General features: G+C 69.4%; 16 protein-coding genes and 1 pseudogene. 3 read left to right on the forward strand and 14 right to left on the reverse strand.

From position 1 onward, the window contains the following. Positions 1 to 387: 387 nt before the first annotated feature. From ACEPPI_RS08090 to ACEPPI_RS08105, 4 genes are all read right to left on the reverse strand, one after another. Positions 388 to 1,221 carry a transposase family protein gene (locus tag ACEPPI_RS08090; protein ID WP_373914525.1) on the reverse strand — a complete coding sequence of 278 codons (834 nt, stop codon included), beginning with the start codon at positions 1,219 to 1,221 and terminating at the stop codon, positions 388 to 390. Between the two features lie 72 nt (positions 1,222 to 1,293). Further along, positions 1,294 to 1,749, reverse strand: coding sequence for a hypothetical protein (locus ACEPPI_RS08095; RefSeq protein ID WP_373914526.1), 456 nt, complete (start codon positions 1,747 to 1,749; stop codon positions 1,294 to 1,296). A gap of 109 nt (positions 1,750 to 1,858) precedes the next feature. After that, a complete protein-coding gene (locus ACEPPI_RS08100) occupies positions 1,859 to 2,113 on the reverse strand; it encodes a transcriptional regulator (RefSeq protein ID WP_327686488.1) in 255 nt (84 codons plus the stop codon). 74 nt (positions 2,114 to 2,187) lie between these two features. Continuing rightward, complete coding sequence (locus ACEPPI_RS08105; RefSeq protein ID WP_373914527.1) at positions 2,188 to 2,604, reverse strand: hypothetical protein; 417 nt, start codon at positions 2,602 to 2,604, stop codon at positions 2,188 to 2,190. Between the two features lie 284 nt (positions 2,605 to 2,888). Between ACEPPI_RS08105 and ACEPPI_RS08110 the strand changes: the two genes are divergently transcribed. Then, the gene (locus ACEPPI_RS08110) at positions 2,889 to 3,245 is read left to right on the forward strand and encodes a phosphotyrosine protein phosphatase (RefSeq protein WP_373914528.1); all 357 of its coding nucleotides are present in this window, start codon (positions 2,889 to 2,891) and stop codon (positions 3,243 to 3,245) included. 34 nt (positions 3,246 to 3,279) lie between these two features. Next, positions 3,280 to 3,553: pseudogene (locus ACEPPI_RS08115) on the forward strand (NAD(P)/FAD-dependent oxidoreductase); the annotation flags it as partial. A 72-nt stretch (positions 3,554 to 3,625) separates the two neighbouring features. Here ACEPPI_RS08115 and ACEPPI_RS08120 read toward each other — a convergent pair. The 5 genes from ACEPPI_RS08120 to ACEPPI_RS08140 all read right to left on the reverse strand — a co-directional run bounded on the left by ACEPPI_RS08120 (position 3,626) and on the right by ACEPPI_RS08140 (position 8,919). Further along, positions 3,626 to 3,802, reverse strand: a complete 177-nt coding sequence (locus tag ACEPPI_RS08120; protein ID WP_373914529.1) for a hypothetical protein — start codon at positions 3,800 to 3,802, stop codon at positions 3,626 to 3,628. Positions 3,803 to 3,821: 19 nt separating this feature from the next. Then, complete coding sequence (locus tag ACEPPI_RS08125; protein ID WP_373914530.1) at positions 3,822 to 4,760, reverse strand: hypothetical protein; 939 nt, start codon at positions 4,758 to 4,760, stop codon at positions 3,822 to 3,824. Between the two features lie 38 nt (positions 4,761 to 4,798). Next, on the reverse strand, positions 4,799 to 6,292 hold the full coding sequence (locus tag ACEPPI_RS08130) for an APC family permease (RefSeq protein WP_373914531.1): 1,494 nt from the start codon (positions 6,290 to 6,292) through the stop codon (positions 4,799 to 4,801). A 128-nt stretch (positions 6,293 to 6,420) separates the two neighbouring features. Then, a complete protein-coding gene (locus ACEPPI_RS08135) occupies positions 6,421 to 7,584 on the reverse strand; it encodes an agmatine deiminase family protein (RefSeq protein ID WP_373914532.1) in 1,164 nt (387 codons plus the stop codon). A 174-nt stretch (positions 7,585 to 7,758) separates the two neighbouring features. Then, positions 7,759 to 8,919, reverse strand: coding sequence for an agmatine/peptidylarginine deiminase (locus ACEPPI_RS08140; RefSeq protein ID WP_373914533.1), 1,161 nt, complete (start codon positions 8,917 to 8,919; stop codon positions 7,759 to 7,761). A gap of 244 nt (positions 8,920 to 9,163) precedes the next feature. On the opposite strand from ACEPPI_RS08140, the gene ACEPPI_RS08145 reads away from it, so the two are divergent. Beyond that, positions 9,164 to 9,385 carry a hypothetical protein gene (locus ACEPPI_RS08145; protein WP_373914534.1) on the forward strand — a complete coding sequence of 74 codons (222 nt, stop codon included), beginning with the start codon at positions 9,164 to 9,166 and terminating at the stop codon, positions 9,383 to 9,385. 17 nt (positions 9,386 to 9,402) lie between these two features. Here ACEPPI_RS08145 and ACEPPI_RS08150 read toward each other — a convergent pair whose 3' ends face one another. Genes ACEPPI_RS08150 through ACEPPI_RS08170 form a run of 5 tightly spaced genes read right to left on the reverse strand, consistent with a single transcriptional unit; the run spans position 9,403 to position 14,647 of the window. Next, entirely contained in the window at positions 9,403 to 10,203 is an 801-nt protein-coding gene (locus ACEPPI_RS08150; protein WP_373914535.1) for an ABC transporter ATP-binding protein, read from the reverse strand. Next, positions 10,196 to 11,179, reverse strand: a complete 984-nt coding sequence (locus ACEPPI_RS08155; RefSeq protein ID WP_373914536.1) for an ABC transporter ATP-binding protein — start codon at positions 11,177 to 11,179, stop codon at positions 10,196 to 10,198. The genes ACEPPI_RS08150 and ACEPPI_RS08155 overlap by 8 nt, the downstream gene beginning before the upstream one ends. Further along, the gene (locus ACEPPI_RS08160) at positions 11,179 to 12,030 is read right to left on the reverse strand and encodes an ABC transporter permease (protein ID WP_373914537.1); all 852 of its coding nucleotides are present in this window, start codon (positions 12,028 to 12,030) and stop codon (positions 11,179 to 11,181) included. Before ACEPPI_RS08160 ends, ACEPPI_RS08155 begins: the two co-directional genes overlap by 1 nt. Beyond that, positions 12,027 to 12,986 (reverse strand): ABC transporter permease, encoded by a 960-nt coding sequence (locus tag ACEPPI_RS08165; RefSeq protein WP_373914538.1) that lies wholly within the window; start codon positions 12,984 to 12,986, stop codon positions 12,027 to 12,029. Before ACEPPI_RS08165 ends, ACEPPI_RS08160 begins: the two co-directional genes overlap by 4 nt. Continuing rightward, positions 12,983 to 14,647, reverse strand: coding sequence for an ABC transporter substrate-binding protein (locus ACEPPI_RS08170; protein ID WP_373914539.1), 1,665 nt, complete (start codon positions 14,645 to 14,647; stop codon positions 12,983 to 12,985). Before ACEPPI_RS08170 ends, ACEPPI_RS08165 begins: the two co-directional genes overlap by 4 nt. Positions 14,648 to 14,686 lie beyond the last annotated feature (39 nt).

Below are 14,686 nucleotides of genomic sequence, written 5' to 3' on the forward strand. Positions count from 1 at the left end.
ACGGATCGGCGGCCGGTTCCGGGGTGGGCACGGTCGGCTCTCCTCGCGGCGGGTCAGCAGGGACGTCCGGTGTGACGAACAGGGAGTGTTGTGCCCGGATCAGCGGGGCGGGCGCAGCCTGCTTCAAGGTGCGGTCTCAGGTGCGGGTCAGAACTGGGAGACGCGGCTCGGATGGTTTGCGGGTGTGGTTGTTTAGTGACGCAGTCGATGTCGAAGAGAGGGGCGGGAGCAACGAGGTTGGCGATGGGCGCGACCGTGTGGTGTTCGATGGCCATGACGGTCAGGGAGCCTCCGCCAACTTGAAGTCGCAGGTCAAAGGGCTGGTGTGAACGGTCCTCGGGGTGCTCATGCTGGTCGTGGACGGGAGTCCGCGGAGAAGATCATCCGTCAGCGGTTGACTTCGAGGTTCGTCAGGACGAGCAGAGCGCGCAGAAGCCGGGTGGCGCGGGCGGGATCGGAACGGAGCTTGGCGAGGATCCGCCAGTGCTTGAGGTGGGCGAAGCCGTGCTCGACCGGTGCACGTCCGACGGCGAGGACGCGGTTGGCGTCCTTCTGACCCGGGGTGAGCTTGTGGGTGCGGCTGGCGGCGTAGCCGGTGACGATCACGGGGTCGCGGATGTCGTTGTCCAGGCCGCGGAAGCCGAGGTCGGCCAACGCTCCGAGGCCGGCCGCGCGCAGGTGGGCCAGGATGTGGTCGTGGCGGGCGGCGGTGTTGTCGTGGGTGCGGCCGGGCCGGGAGGCGGATATCCAGATCAGACGGCCTCTCTCGTCGGCCAGGGCGAGGAAGTGCAGGCCATGGCTGTGGTGCTTGCCGGAATAGTTCCGCCGATCGGCCTTCCCGGTGCGACGTTGGGTGCGGATGAGGGTGCCGTCGATCCGGACCACCTCCCCGCCCTGCCGGGCGACCGTCTTCAAGGCGCGGTCCAGGCGCGGCGCCTGGGCGGCGAGCAGTCCTATCAGCTCGTCGCGCCAGCGGCGGACGGTGGACTCGGACACGTTGTTGCCGCCGGCCATGTCGGCCAGGCGCTGATCGTGGCGCAGTACGGCCAGGACGATCACCGCGATCTTCCCCGGTGGCAGGATCCGCCACCGGGACCGAATCGCCTTCAGATGGCGCCGCAGTAGATCGGCGAGGTGGTTGACGGTGCGCGTGGACAGCGGCAGGCGACACTGGTAGACAAACGAGCAGGTGTCCTCGGCGCGCTTTTTGACATTCTTCACACAATTCCAACGGCCGCCGGGGGCACCCCGGTTACGCCTGTGCCGAGCCGTTCCGAGTAGCGGCGTTCCTGGTCACAGGCGGGTGGTGAACCGACCGTCGGGCAGTTTCCGGAGCCAGCCGCGATCGACGAGTCTGACCAGCTTGCTGCGTAGTGGTTCCAGCTTGGCCCGCACGCTGACGTCCACTCCCACCACTTCGCCGACCCCGCGGGCCATGACTGGTCCGGCGGCCTGCCGCACGGCGGCGAGGATGCGCTGGTAGTCCGGCGGGAGCATGCTTTCGTCCGCGCCCGGCTCACGGTGCGGGATCAGCATCACCGCCCGGCCGCCCACCTGGCCAGGTATCGGCACAGCCTGGGCGCGTTCGTCGGCGAGCTGCTCACTCACCCGCTCAAGGACACGTTCGGCGACAGCGAGTTCGTCACGCTCAGCCCGTACTTCCGCCAGCTGCTTGGCCAGCCGTTCTTCGAGTTCGTCCAGTTCCGCACGCCGTGCAGTGATCCGTTCCACCAGTTCGGGATCCAGCATGCGTCGGATCGTAGAAGGCATCCGGGCGACACCGAGGAGAAACCGACCAGCTGGCTGAGAACGGCTGCTCACACACCGTGGCCAGCCGTTCTCGCCTGTCCATGCCGCTCTATTGCAGTGGGCCCGCGATCGCCGTCAGCGCGGCAAGGTGGCGCCGGTAAGCATCTGCTCCGTCCTCGGTCAGACGCAGCCAGGTCCGCGGCCGACGTCCGACCTGCCCTTTCTCGACTGTCACCCAGTCCGCTTGTTCCAGGCGCGAGACCTGTTTCGACAAGGCGGAGTCGGTGATCTCCACGAGATCCCGCACGTAGGCGAACTCGGCCTTCTCCACAGCAGCGAGAGCTGCGACGATCGACAGACGCACAGCTGAGGCCAGAAGAGGAGCGAGGTCGTGTCGCGGGTGAGGGGCCTGCCCTGCACCGACCGAGGCTTCCGGCATCATGCGGCGCGCGCTTCCCGCCAGGCCGCCGCGGAAGCCGGCAGCGCGCATACGAGAGCAGCCACGGCGGCGAAGGCGACGCTGCTCACGAAGACCGTGAAGCCGAGCACGAGGGCCAAGACGTAGGCAGCCGCCCAGGCACCCACCACTTTGAGGTGCAGGCCGCCGTAGCCGCGCGGAATCACAGGCTGTCGTACGGCGAACAAAGACAACCCCATGACCACGAGGGCATTTGCAAGTGCACTGACCAGTGCCCCCGTCGCCCCGTGCCACAGCAGCACGGCAGGAACCAGGACCAGCTGCCAGACAGCGAACAGCCACAGGTAGCCCACGTACCAGCGGCTTCGCACCCGCGCGGTCGCCTCGATCCGCGCAGTCCCCTTCAATGCTGCGGCTGCAGCAGCCTGTTCACCCATGGCACACCCCTCCCGTTGCCGCCGAGGGGCCCTTGTCTACGCCCCGGCATCTACTTTCCATATTAGCAACTACTTGACGGGATGGAGACTCGGCAGCGTGTATGCGGGACCTATCGGCTCGAGTTGGCGAGCGTCACCCCGTGCTGTCCGGTCCGGGTCTACTGGATCACTCTCCATGGCGCGGCCACGTGGCCAAACAAGCCGCCCGACTGACAGACGATCTTCTCCTCAGACTCCCGCCTACGACCAGCACGAGTACCCCGAGGACCGTTCACACCAGCCCTTTGACCTGTGACTTCAAGTTCGCGGAGGCTCAGGGCACGAACACCCCGAACTCCGCCGGTTCCGTGACCGGCGAGCAGACCAACCCCTCCGCCGTCGCCGCCATGGCCGAGCTGGGCATCGACATCTCCGACCAGGAGCCGAAAGCCCTCACCCCCGAGGCCGCGCAGGCGTCGGACTACATCATCACCATGGGCTGCGGCGACGCCTGCCCCTACTTCCCCGGCAAGACCTACCTCGACCGGCAGCTCGAGGACCCGGCCGGCCAGGGCATCGAGGCCGTCCGCCCCATCCGCGACGAGGTCAAGGGCCTCATCGAGGGCCTCGGCGCCGAGATCGACGCCAAGAAGCAGGGCTGACCGCGTGACCGACGCGACCACCGCCGACGACGGTATACGCAACGTCGTCATCATCGGCTCCGGCCCCGCCGGATACACCGCAGCCCTCTACACCGCCCAGCGCCCAACGCCCAGCGCCCAGCGCCCAGCTGAAGCCCCTGCTGTTCGGCAGCTCGATCTTCGTCGGCGGCTCGCTGACGACGACCATCGAGGTGGAGAACTTCCCCGGCCTCCCGGACGGCGTCGACGGCCCGGACCTCATGGCCAACATGCGGGCCCGGGCTGAGAAGTTCGGCACCGAGATGATCGACGACGACATCGTCGTGGTCGGCGGCGGCGACACCGCCGTGGAAGAAGCCACCTTGATCTTCCACGACCGCGGCACGCGCTCGATGACGACTTCAGCGGCGTCGTGATGACCGGGTGGCTGCCGCGTCCTTGACGGTGTCGCCGAACCGGGCGGTGATTACCGCCTGGTTGGTCACCGTCCAGTTCGTGTCGGAGCTGAGCAAGTCCTTCTGCCTGCCCACCGGTATGCGAAGCAGGGTGTCGGGGCCCTCGATCTGAACCATCACCACGCCGGGTTTGAGTGGGTGGTCAGTCCGGCGCGGTCTTGTTCCGCCAGCGGATGAAGAGCTGTTCCGGATCCCCGGTGCAGGACCAAGGCGCCTCGGTGGCATGGTTGTCCAGCAGACGGAAGACGGCGCCCGCCCGGTCCGCCATTCCCGCCTTGACCAGACCGTGCGCCAGATGGTTGAGGTCCGCGACGTCCTGTGCTGCGGGTACGCGGTGGACGATCCACCTGTCCAGCGCGTCGCGCAGGTCCGCGCGGGCCCGCTCGTCGTTCCAGAGGTGGGTCAGGCCGATGGCGGTGTTCCCCTCGGTCGCCACGCGGTGGCGGTAGTGCTCGGCGCGCGCCACCTGGGGGAGGATCGCGAGGGGCGATCCGTTCGGGGCGCAGATCGTGGCCTCCCAGGCGAAGTTGAGTGCCGTGCCGTACGAGCCGTGCCAGCGGGCGGAGAGGTAGCGCAGCGCCTGGTGGTGGCCCTCGCGGTGATAGGGATCCCGCCCACGGATCTCCTTCCACCATTCGTTCGTCCTGGGGTGACCCCCCGGGTAGAGCCTGCCGAGGGCGAGCAGCGAGACCCACGGGTACGGATCCGCGGGCGCGAGTTCGGCCGCCCGGTGGCAGTACCAGGCCGCCCGCTCCAGCCTTTCGGCGTCGGCGTGCTGTCCGGTGCGTGCGGCGGCGAACATCCGCATCACCTCGGTTTCCGCCAGGAGTACGGCGGCGTCGGGGTTGCGCGGTTCGGATGCCTGCCAGAGGTCCACGGTCCGTCTGCTCGCCGCCGCGTCGGCGAGCAGACGGATACGATGGGCCCGCCTGTCCCAGTCGCCCGGAGTCCGTGCCAGCAGATCGCGGGCACCCTCCCAGCGGCCGAGAAGCATGTCCTGGCGGCCTTCGGCGAGTGCCGTATCGCCGAAGGCAGGATCGTAGACCGGCGCTCTCTCGCTGCGGCGCAGCCAGGCAGACATGGCGTATCTCCCTTGGGTGGGTTCCCGATCGGCGTGGCTCAGAAGTCGGACAGCAGACCGTCCCGTCGGCCGCCCGGCGCCCCGACGGCCGGCTGGGCGTCCGCGAAGTGCTCGTCCCCTCTGTCCACGTACGTCGGATTGAGCGGCCGGGGGCGGAAAAAGGACCGCCCGCCCTGCAATCGTGCGACGGTCACCGGGACCAGCCCGAGGCCCAGCGCGCCGAGGCCGATGGCGAGTTCCGTGCCGGTCAGCTTCGGGATCGATGCCGCGAACACCCAGATGTTGAAGGCGGTGCCGATGAGCGGCCACAGGCCCAGGAAGACCAGATTGCCGATGGACGCGAACAGCACGCTGCGGCAGGCCACGGCGACGGCGATTCCGGCAAGGGCGTAGTAGAACGCGATCAGCAGGCCGATCCCCATCAGAGCGTGCGCGAGGATGCCGACCCCGGAGTCGGCGAGCGCGATGAACGCCAGGGCCGTCACCGTGACCACGCCGACCGCCACTGTGGAGGCGACCGGGGTCTGCCTCCCGGGGTGGATACGGCCGAGGAATGCGGGGACCGTCCGGTCCCGGCCCATGGCGAACAGGGTACGGGTCGCCTGGAGGAGCGTGGTCTCCAGCGTGGCGACCATCGAGAGCGGCACGGCGAGAACGAGCAGGGTGCCGCCCGTTCCGGGCCATGCCGCCTCACCGAGCTGGTGCAGGAAGCCGCCGTCCGTCGACGTGACGGCGTCCGGGCCCAGGAGCACGTTCGCGCCGACGGTCAGCGTGAGGAGCGTGGTGGCTACGACCAGTAGGCCGATCAGACCACCGAGCCCGGAGCCGCCGCGGCCGCTGCGGGTCTCCTCGCTGAGGTTGCCCGTCACGTCCCATCCCCAATACAGGGCACTCGTGATCAGCGCACCCGCGGTGAAGGTGTGGGTCGCGTCGAAGTGCCCGAAGCCGAACCAGGAGAACGAGAACGCGGAGGCGTGTACGTCCCGCGTCAGCGCGGCGACGGCGACGGCCAGCAACAGCGCCACCTGAGTACCGACGGCGACGGCCCGCACTCGGGCTGCGATCCGGGCACCTGATGCGACGAGGGCGGCTATCAGCAGGAACCAGCCGAGCCCGACCGCGGTGGCCAGTACGTCGTCCTTGGCGAGTTCCTCGTCGAGGAGCAACAGGGTGGCGCTACCCGCCGGCGTCGTCGAGGCGATGATGAAGAGGGTGGTCGCGACGACCACGGCCCACCCGCTGAGGAATCCGAGGAAGGGGTGCAGGGTCCTGGCCACCCAGGAGTAGGTGGCGCCGGAGCTGACGTCGAGGCGTGCCAGGTGCCGGAAGGCGAGGGCGATGCCGACCGTCGGGACCGCGCAGTAGAGCAGGACGGCCGGGGCGCCGAGGCCGGCCGCCGCGATGAGCGCCGGAACCAGCGCGACGACGGTGTACGCCGGTCCGCAGCCGGCAACGGCCATGACCACGGAGTCGAACGTCCCCAGGGACCCCGCTCTCAGCCTTCCTCCGCCGTTGCTACGTCTGTCGTTCAACTCTGCGCCCTTCCTCGGCTGTGCCGGACAACGGTTGTGGCGTCGGGCCCCCGGCCCGAGGCTGGTGGCCCATGGTGTGCCCGCCGCCCCTGGGCAGGGACGGCGGGCATGCCTGCGGCGGGTTGGGGTCAGGCCGCCGGGGGCACGGCCGGCTGCGACTGGGTGCCGCAGTGGATGCCGCCGCCACCGCTGGCGATGTTGTCGATGTTGAGCTGGACGACGTTCCGGCCGGGGTACGCGGCCTGCAGGATGGAGTAGGCCACGCCGTCGGCAGCACTGTCGCCGAACTGGGGGGCGATGACGGCGCCGTTCACGGTGTAGTAGTTGGTGTAGCTGGACAGGAAGTCCTTGCCGCTCCCGCGGATGTTGCGGCGGTCCGGGCCGGGGAGTTCGGTGATGGTCAGCTGGCGGCCCTGAGCATCGGTGGCGCTCTGCAGGACCCGCTTGGTCTCCTCGTAGACCGCGACCCACTTGCTGTCGGCACCGGGACCGGGCTTGTCCAGCATGACCTTGCCGGGCGCGGTGAAGCGGGCGAGGCAGTCGATGTGGCAGTCGGTGATGTCCTGTCCCGCCAGGCCGGGCACCCAGATCACCTTGTCGATGCCGAGTGCCGCCTTCACCGCCTGCTCGACCTGATCCTGGGTCTTGCCCGGGTTGCGGTTGCTGTTGACCAGTGAGCTGACCGTGGCCAGCAGCGTTCCCTGGCCGTCGGTCTCCAGTGAACCGCCTTCGCCCACGAACGACGCCTGGATCCGGTTGACACCGTACTGGCCGAGGAGCGTCGCGGCGGCCGCCGCGTCGTTGGCGAAGGGCTGGGCGTACGACGTCCCGGTCTTCCCCCAGCCGTTGAAGTTGGTGTCCACCCCGGCGATCGCGCCGGGGCCGACGACGAAGGTGGGACCGAAGTCCCTGATCCACAGGTCGTCGTTGGAAATCTCGATGACCTCGATGCCGTAGTAGGCGCCGGCTCCGCACGAGTACCGGGCATCGGCGGCCTGCTCGGGGCGGGCCAGCATCACGACCGGCTCGTAGCGCGAAATCGCGTCCGCCACGTTCGCGATATCCCTGCGCACCGCGCCGAGGGAGTTTCCCCAGACCGACGAAAGGGCCGGCCAGGCCATGAAGGTACGGACGTGCTGGCCCTCCTCCGCGGGCATCCGCAGTGTCGCGGATCCGGCATCGGCGGTGGCCGCCCGGGCGACCGCGGGGAGAGCGGCACCGAAGGCCGCGAGCGGCAGGGCTGCCGCGCCGAACTGAAGCAGCCTGCGTCGGGACGTGACTGGCGTGTCCATGAGACTCCCTGGTGAGAAATGGGCAGGGGATGCACTGAGCATCCTGGATTGAACTGAAAATTCAGTCAATGGAGCGGAGGGGTGTATTCCAGGCTTTGAACGACGGTGGACAGATGCGACAGGAACGGTGCGGCCGCATCTACCCACCCGAAGAGCGCGCAGGCGCCGAGGCCGCTACGGGACCGGCTGTTGCTGGGTGACGCAGTGGATGCCGCCGCCGCCCGCGCCGAGGTAGTCGGTGTTCAGCTGTACGACGGTCCGGCCGGGGAAGAGCTGGACGAGTGCGGCCTTGGCGGCGGCATCGGCGGAGGCGTCCCCGAACTGGGAGGAGATCACCGCCCCGTTGCACACGTAGTAGTTGGCGTAGGCCGCGACGAACTTCGGGTCACTGGACCGGATCTTGTAGTAGTCCGGACCCTGGAGCTTGGTGACCGCCATCGGGGCACCGCCCGCCGTCGTGGACGTGGAGAGGATCTGGTACTGCTGGCGCGCGTCCTTCGCGTACGCGTCGGTGTCCGCGGGCATCGGCATCTGCACCAGCGCGCGCCCCGGTGCGAGGAAGCGGGACGTGGCGTCGACGTGGTCGTCGGTGATGTCCTGGTTGACCACGCCGTCGAACCAGATGACTTTGGACGCGCCGTACGCATTGCACATGGCGGCCTCGATCTGCGTCTGCGACATCCCGGGGTTGCGGTTGCTGTTGATGATGCTGCTCCGGGTCGCCATCAGGGTGCCGGCGCCGTCCTGTTCGATCGCCCCTCCCTCCGCGACCAGGTCCGCATAGGTGATCGGCACTCCGGCGTAGGCGGCGATCCTCTCGGCGACGAGCTCGTCCCTGGCGTGCGTCTGCCTGTTGCCCCAGCCGTTGAAGTTCAGGCCGACCGTGTCCAGGCCTCCGGCGCCGTTCGTACGGAAGACGGGTCCCGTGTCGCGCATCCAGCAGTCGTCGACCGCGATGGAGGTGATCACCGTGACCGCCGGCCCGCACAGCGAACGCGCCTTGTCGGCACTGGCGGGGTTGGCGCACATGACGACCGGCTCGTAGTTCGCGATCGTTTTCGCGATCAGGGCGATGTTCGCCTGGACGCCTCCGAGCTTGCCCCGCCAGATCGTGGTGCTGTCCGGCCAGGCCATCCAGGTGCGGGTGTGCCGCACATCCTCGGCGGGGACCGTGAAGGCGCCCGCCGAAGGGGCCTGGCCGATCCTGGACGCGGCCCGCGCCACCCCTTGGGACGCCGCCAGTGCGGTGCCGGCCGCGAGGGCCGCGGCCGTCATGAACCCGCGTCGGCCGAGGGCTCCGCCGCCCGACGGCCTGGCTGCTACTGGATCGTTCATCTACGCCTCCTGTGTCAACTGCCCACGGACATACTGTGGTTGGTCCGGAAAGCTATTATTGACCGAGCGCTCGGTCAATAATTTGGGCGCCATTTCTCCCGGTCGACGACACGTCGGGTGATGGCGATCTTGCATGGTCCGGGGAAACGCGCAGGCGGTGGTCGGTCTCTCGTGAGAGTTGCGCCACGCCAGCCCCTCCGGAGCAACCTCAGACACGTTTCACGACACGCAACGTCGCCGCCCTGTGCGGGGTGTCGCACGGCAGGGCCACTACTGCTTCGCGGGCCGTACGGACCTCTTCCAGGCGCCGGCCGACGAACGAGGTGGCGGCATCGACCCGCGGCCGCTCGGCGAGGCGGTTGCCGCCGCCGTGGACGGACTGGCCGCCATCCGCTCCCTCCGCGCTGATGTCGATGCCGAGTCCGTCTTCCGTACGCTGATCCTCACGCTCGCCGCCGGAGCCTGAGCCGGCAGCCGTCCCGCCTACCGTAGGGCTCGGCGCGCCGCCGCGATCCGGTCGGGGTCCCAGCCGGGCCGGGGAACCGACTCCAGGAGCAGCCGGGTGTAGGGATGCTCCGGTGCCTCGAGCACCGAGGCCGTGGGTCCCGCCTCGACGATCCCGCCGTGCCGCATGACGATCACGTCATCGGTGACGCACCGGACCACGCCCAGGTCGTGCGTGATGAACAGGTAGCCGATCGCCGTCTGCTCCCGGATGTCGGCCAGCAGGTTGAGGATCTGCGCCTGTACCGACACGTCGAGGGCGGCGACGGCTTCGTCGAGGACGAGTACGGCCGGTTCCACCGCGAGCGCGCGGGCGATGGCGACGCGCTGACGCTGGCCGCCGGAGAGCTGGCGGGGCAGGGCGTCGGCGGCGCGGGTTCCGAGTCCGACCTGGTCCAGCAGTTCACGGATGCGCCCTGCGTGGTCCTTACCGGGGAAGTGCAGGCGCAGGGTTTCGCGCAGCACCGCCTCGACGCTGGTACGCGGGTCCAGGGAGAGGTAGGGGTCCTGGAAGACCATCTGCACTTCGCGGGCACGGGCCAGGCGCTGCGCGCGGCCGCGGCTGCGTCCCGTGCGGTCGCGGCCGTGCACCAGGACCTCGCCGGCATCGGCCCGCTCCAGACCCACGACGATCCGGGCCGTGGTGGTCTTGCCGGATCCGGATTCGCCCACGATGCCGAGGGAGCCGCCCGCCGGGAGGGTGAACGACACGTCGTCCACGGCTCGTACGTCTCCGTAGGCGCGGTGCAGACCCGCGACTTCCAGCACGTTGTCAGGCATCGACGGCGCTCCCTTCGAGCCGGTCGCTGTGGTGGCACGCCGCCCGGTGTCCGGGTTCTCCGGGCGCGGGCAGCGTCTGGGGGGCCTGCGCGTCGCACACCTCGGTGGCGAGAGGGCATCGGGGGGCGAACGGGCAGCCGTGCAGTTCCTGGCGCAGGTCCGGGGGCTGTCCGTCGATGGCGGCGAGCCGTCCGCCCGGCGCTTCCAGACGGGGCGTGGAGGCGAGCAGAGCTGCCGTGTAGGGGTGGCGGGGGTGCGCGAAGAGGGCTTCTGCGGGTCCGCTCTCGACGATGCGTCCCGCATACATGACGTAGACGCGGTCGCTGATGGCCGCGGCGAGGTCGAGGTCGTGGGTGACGAAGAGCAGGCCGGTGCCGAAGCGTTCACGGATTTTGGCGAGAAGGGCGATGACCTCGGCCTGGGTGGTGACGTCCAGTGCCGTGGTGGGCTCGTCGGCGAGCAGGAGGACCGGGTCGCCCATGAGAGCGGCCGCGATCATGACGCGCTGCAGCATGCCGCCCGAGACCTGACCCGGGTACTTGCCCAGGGCGGAGGCGTCCAGGCCGACCGCGTCGAGGAGTTCGACGGCCCGGGCCCTCGCCTGCGTCCGGCTCACACCCGTCGTCTTGGTGAGCGTGACGCTCTCGGTGAGGAAGTCGCCGATGCGGCGCAGCGGGTTGATGGCTGCGCGGGGATCCTGGAAGATCATGGCCACCGTGCCGGTGCGCAGGGCGCACAGCTGGTCGGCGTTCATGGTCAGGACGTCCTCGCCGCCTACGCGGACGGCGCCCTCGACCATCGCTCCGGGTGGCAGCAGGCGCAGTGCGCTGCGCGAGGTGAGGGTCTTGCCCGAGCCGGATTCGCCGACGAGGGCGACGGTCTCACCGGCGGCGACGGTGAGGTCGACGCCGCCGAGCACGGGGCGGGCGGTACCGGGCAGGGTGATCCGCAGCCCTTGGATGTCGAGTGTGTTCATCAGTCTCTCCTTGCGACGCGGTCGGCCCAGCGTTCTCCGACCACGTTGAAGGCGACCACGGTCAGCACGATGACGGCGCAGGGCAGGACCGCGGAGAGCGGGTAGCCGTGCTGGATCGCGGTCTGGCCGTCGAAGACCATGCGGCCCCAGTCGGGGGTCAGTGCGGGGACGCCGAGGCCGAGGAAGGACAGTGCCGCGAGGTCCATGAGGGCGTAGCCGAAGTTGATGGTGGACTGGGCGAGGACGACGGGGGCGATGTTGGGCAGGACGTGGCGCAGGCAGATCTGCAGCGAGGAGTGTCCCTGCACCTGGTAGGCGCTGACGTAGGGGCGCTCGCGTTCGGCCAGGACCAGGGAGCGGGTGAGACGGCTGACGTAGGGGAGGTAGGCGACGGCGAGTGCGATGACCGGTGCGGTCAGCCCCTCGCCGTAGATCGAGATGATCAGGATGGCCAGCAGCATGCCGGGGAAGGCGAAGACCAGTTCCGTGCTGCGGGAGAGGACGGAGTCGAGCCAGCCGCCCTTCCAGGCCGCGGCCATGCCGACGGCGACGCCGGCGACGGTGGAGAAGGCGACGACGCCGAGCGGGCCGAGCAGGGAGGTGCGGGCGCCCAGCAGCAGGCGGGACAGGGTGTCGCGGCCGGCCGCGTCCACCCCGAGCGGATGCCCGGCGGATGGCCCGGCGAGTGCGTTGCCCAGGTCGATGACGTTGGGGTCGTACGGCACCACCCAGGATGCGAGCAGCGCCGCGACCACGACGAGGGCGACGAAGCCCAGGCAGATCAGGTACAGCGGTGACCGGGCCGTGCGGATCCCGGAGAGGCCGGGCCGGCGGGTCAGGACGGCGGTCATGCGGAGGACCTCCTCGATCCGAGGGTGATCCGCGGGTCGACCAGCGGCAGCAGCAGGTCGACGATGAGGTTCACGATCATGAACAGGGCAATGATGATCAGGGAGATGGCCTGGACGGTCGGGAAGTCCTTGGTCGTGGTGGACAGTTCGAGGAGCTGTCCGATGCCGCCGATGCTGAAGGCGGTTTCCACGAGGATGGTGCAGACCAGCAGGGTCGAGACGATGAGGCCGCCGGTGGTGAGTACGGTGCCCAGCGCGTTGCGGAAGACGTGGCGACGGACGACCTGGCGTTCGGGAACGCCCCTGCTGCGCGCCACGGTGACGTGCTCGCTGTCGAGGGCTTCGAGCATGGCGGAGCGGGTGACCCTGGCCAGCATGCCGATCAGGTACAGGGCGAGCGCGATGGCAGGGAGGGTGAGGTGCCAGAGCATGTCACCGAAGCCGTCGCCCGCACCGCTGCTGGGGAACCAGCCGAGATTGACGGCGAACAGGCCCTGGAGCAGCACGGCCGCGACGAAGGAGGGTGTGCCGACGGCGAACGTGGTGGTCACGAGGATGGCGGAGTCCGTGGCGCCGCCGCGGACGGAACCGATCCAGCCGAGCGCCAGTCCGGCGGCCACGACGACCACCAAGGCCATGGCCACCAGCATCAGGGTGCTGGGCAGCCGGTCGGCCAGGAGCCGGGAGACGTCGGTCCGGTAGGTGATGGACCGCCCGAAGTCTCCGTGCGCGACATCACCGAGCCAGCGGAAGTACCGTACGAGGAACGGGTCGTCCAGGTGGTACTGGGCGTTGATCGCGGCCAGCGCCTCCGGAGAGGCCGAGCGGCCGGCGAGCAGGAAGCTCGCCGGGCTGCCCGGCGCCAGGTACATGGCGCCGAAGACCACGAACGAGGCGGCGAACAGGGTGGCGGCCATCTCTGCCAGCCGTCGCACCGCGAATCTCAGGAAGTTCACTGGGCTGCACCCACATCTGCGGCCCACGGGTAGTACATGTAGGAGATGCTGGTCGGGGCGCCGGTGATCCTCTTGTTGAGGAAGACCGCGGTGGGCCACTCGGCGACCGGGATCCACAGGAGCTGTTCGGCGGCGTGCTTCTGGAGCTTGGCCTCGACCTCCATCCGCGCCTCCGGCTGGTAGAGGGCGCCGGCCTGCTCGACGAGCTCGTCGTACTGCTTGTCGCTGTAGCCGGCGAAGTTCATGTAGGCGCCGGTCTTGAAGTTCGTCAGCAGGTCGAGCGGGTCGGTGATCGAGTCGTAGTAGGTGAGCGGGAACATGTCGATGCCCTCGCGCGCCTTGGGATCGGTGAACAGCGCGGTGAACGCGTTGGGAGCGATGGTCTTGAGCTTGATGTCCAGGCCGATCTGGGTGCCGGCCGCCTGGACGGCGGTGGCGAGGAGGGAGACGTCCTGGCCGATGGAGCTGGTGGCCACGGTCAGGGTCTTGCCGGTGGCTCCGGCTTCCTTGATCAGCGCCTTGGCCTGCTCGATGTTCCGGTCGGGGCCGGGCAGGCTGTCGAGTGCGGTCTTGCGGGTGCTCTCGGGGGCGGCGGCCCAGGCGGCGCGGGTGGTGAGGGAGCCGGTGACGGTTCCGGCGCCGCCGAGACCGGCCTTGACGAACCCGGCCCGGTCCAGGGCCAGGGACAGCGCGCGGCGTACGCGGACGTCGCCGAGCGGGCCCTGCATGTTGGTGATGTTGACGTTGACCGTGCTCAGGCCCTCGCCGAAGTACAGGGTGCCCACGCCGCTGCCGCGCAGCCGGGCGTAGCTCTCGGTGGGGATCAGGTAGCCGCCGTCGGCCTCCCCGCTGAGCATGGCGTTGGTGCGGGCGGAGGGGTCGGTCAGGACCCGGAAGACGGCCTTCTTCGACTTGGCCTTGGTCCCCCAGTAGTCGTCGAACCGCTCCAGCTCGATCGACTGGCCCTTGTTCCACGTGCCGAGCTTGAACGGGCCGGTGCAGGCGAGGCTGCCGGTGGTGCCGTAGTCCTTGCCGGCCGCCTCGACTCCGGCCTTGGAGGCCACCACGCCGGCGGCGGTCGCCATGTACTGGGGGAACTGGGAGTCGGGCTTCTTGAGCTTGACGGTGACCTGGAGCGGGCCGGTCTTCGTGACGGATTCGACGTTCTGGAAGTTCTGGGCCCAGGCCGCCGCGTTGTTCGGATCCATCTGCCGGCCCAGGCTGAAGACGACGTCGTCGGCGCTCATCACGCCGCCGTCGTGGAAGCGCACGCCCGCGCGGAGGTCGTAGACCCAGGTGGTGGGGTCAGGGTTCGATGCCTTCTCCGCCAGGCCGGGTTCCGTGGTGAGCCCGGGCGTCCACCGCATGAGGCTCTCGCAGACATTCGAGAGGATCGTGTTCTGCGGGTAGTCGAACGCCATCGTGTAGTCGAGCGTGGGCGGCTCGGCGTAGACCGCCCAGGTGAAGGAGTCGATCTCGCCCTTGGCCGTCGGTGTGCTCTTCGACAGGGTGACCTTGTCGACCGGGGAATTCGCTCCGCTCTTGGGCGGACCCGAGCAGGCCGCGAGCAGGGCGAAGGACGCCAGGACAGCGGTGGTGGCAGCGAACCGGCCGCGCGGGTGGTGGGTCCGTCTCGCGGTTCGGGGCGGAGGTGTGGTCATCGTCGCGCTCTCTTTCCGTACGTGATGCGGGTGGCTGAC

Origin of the sequence: Streptomyces sp. AB3(2024), assembly GCF_041862025.1 — a bacterium.
Taxonomy (GTDB): Bacteria; Actinomycetota; Actinomycetes; order Streptomycetales; family Streptomycetaceae; genus Streptomyces.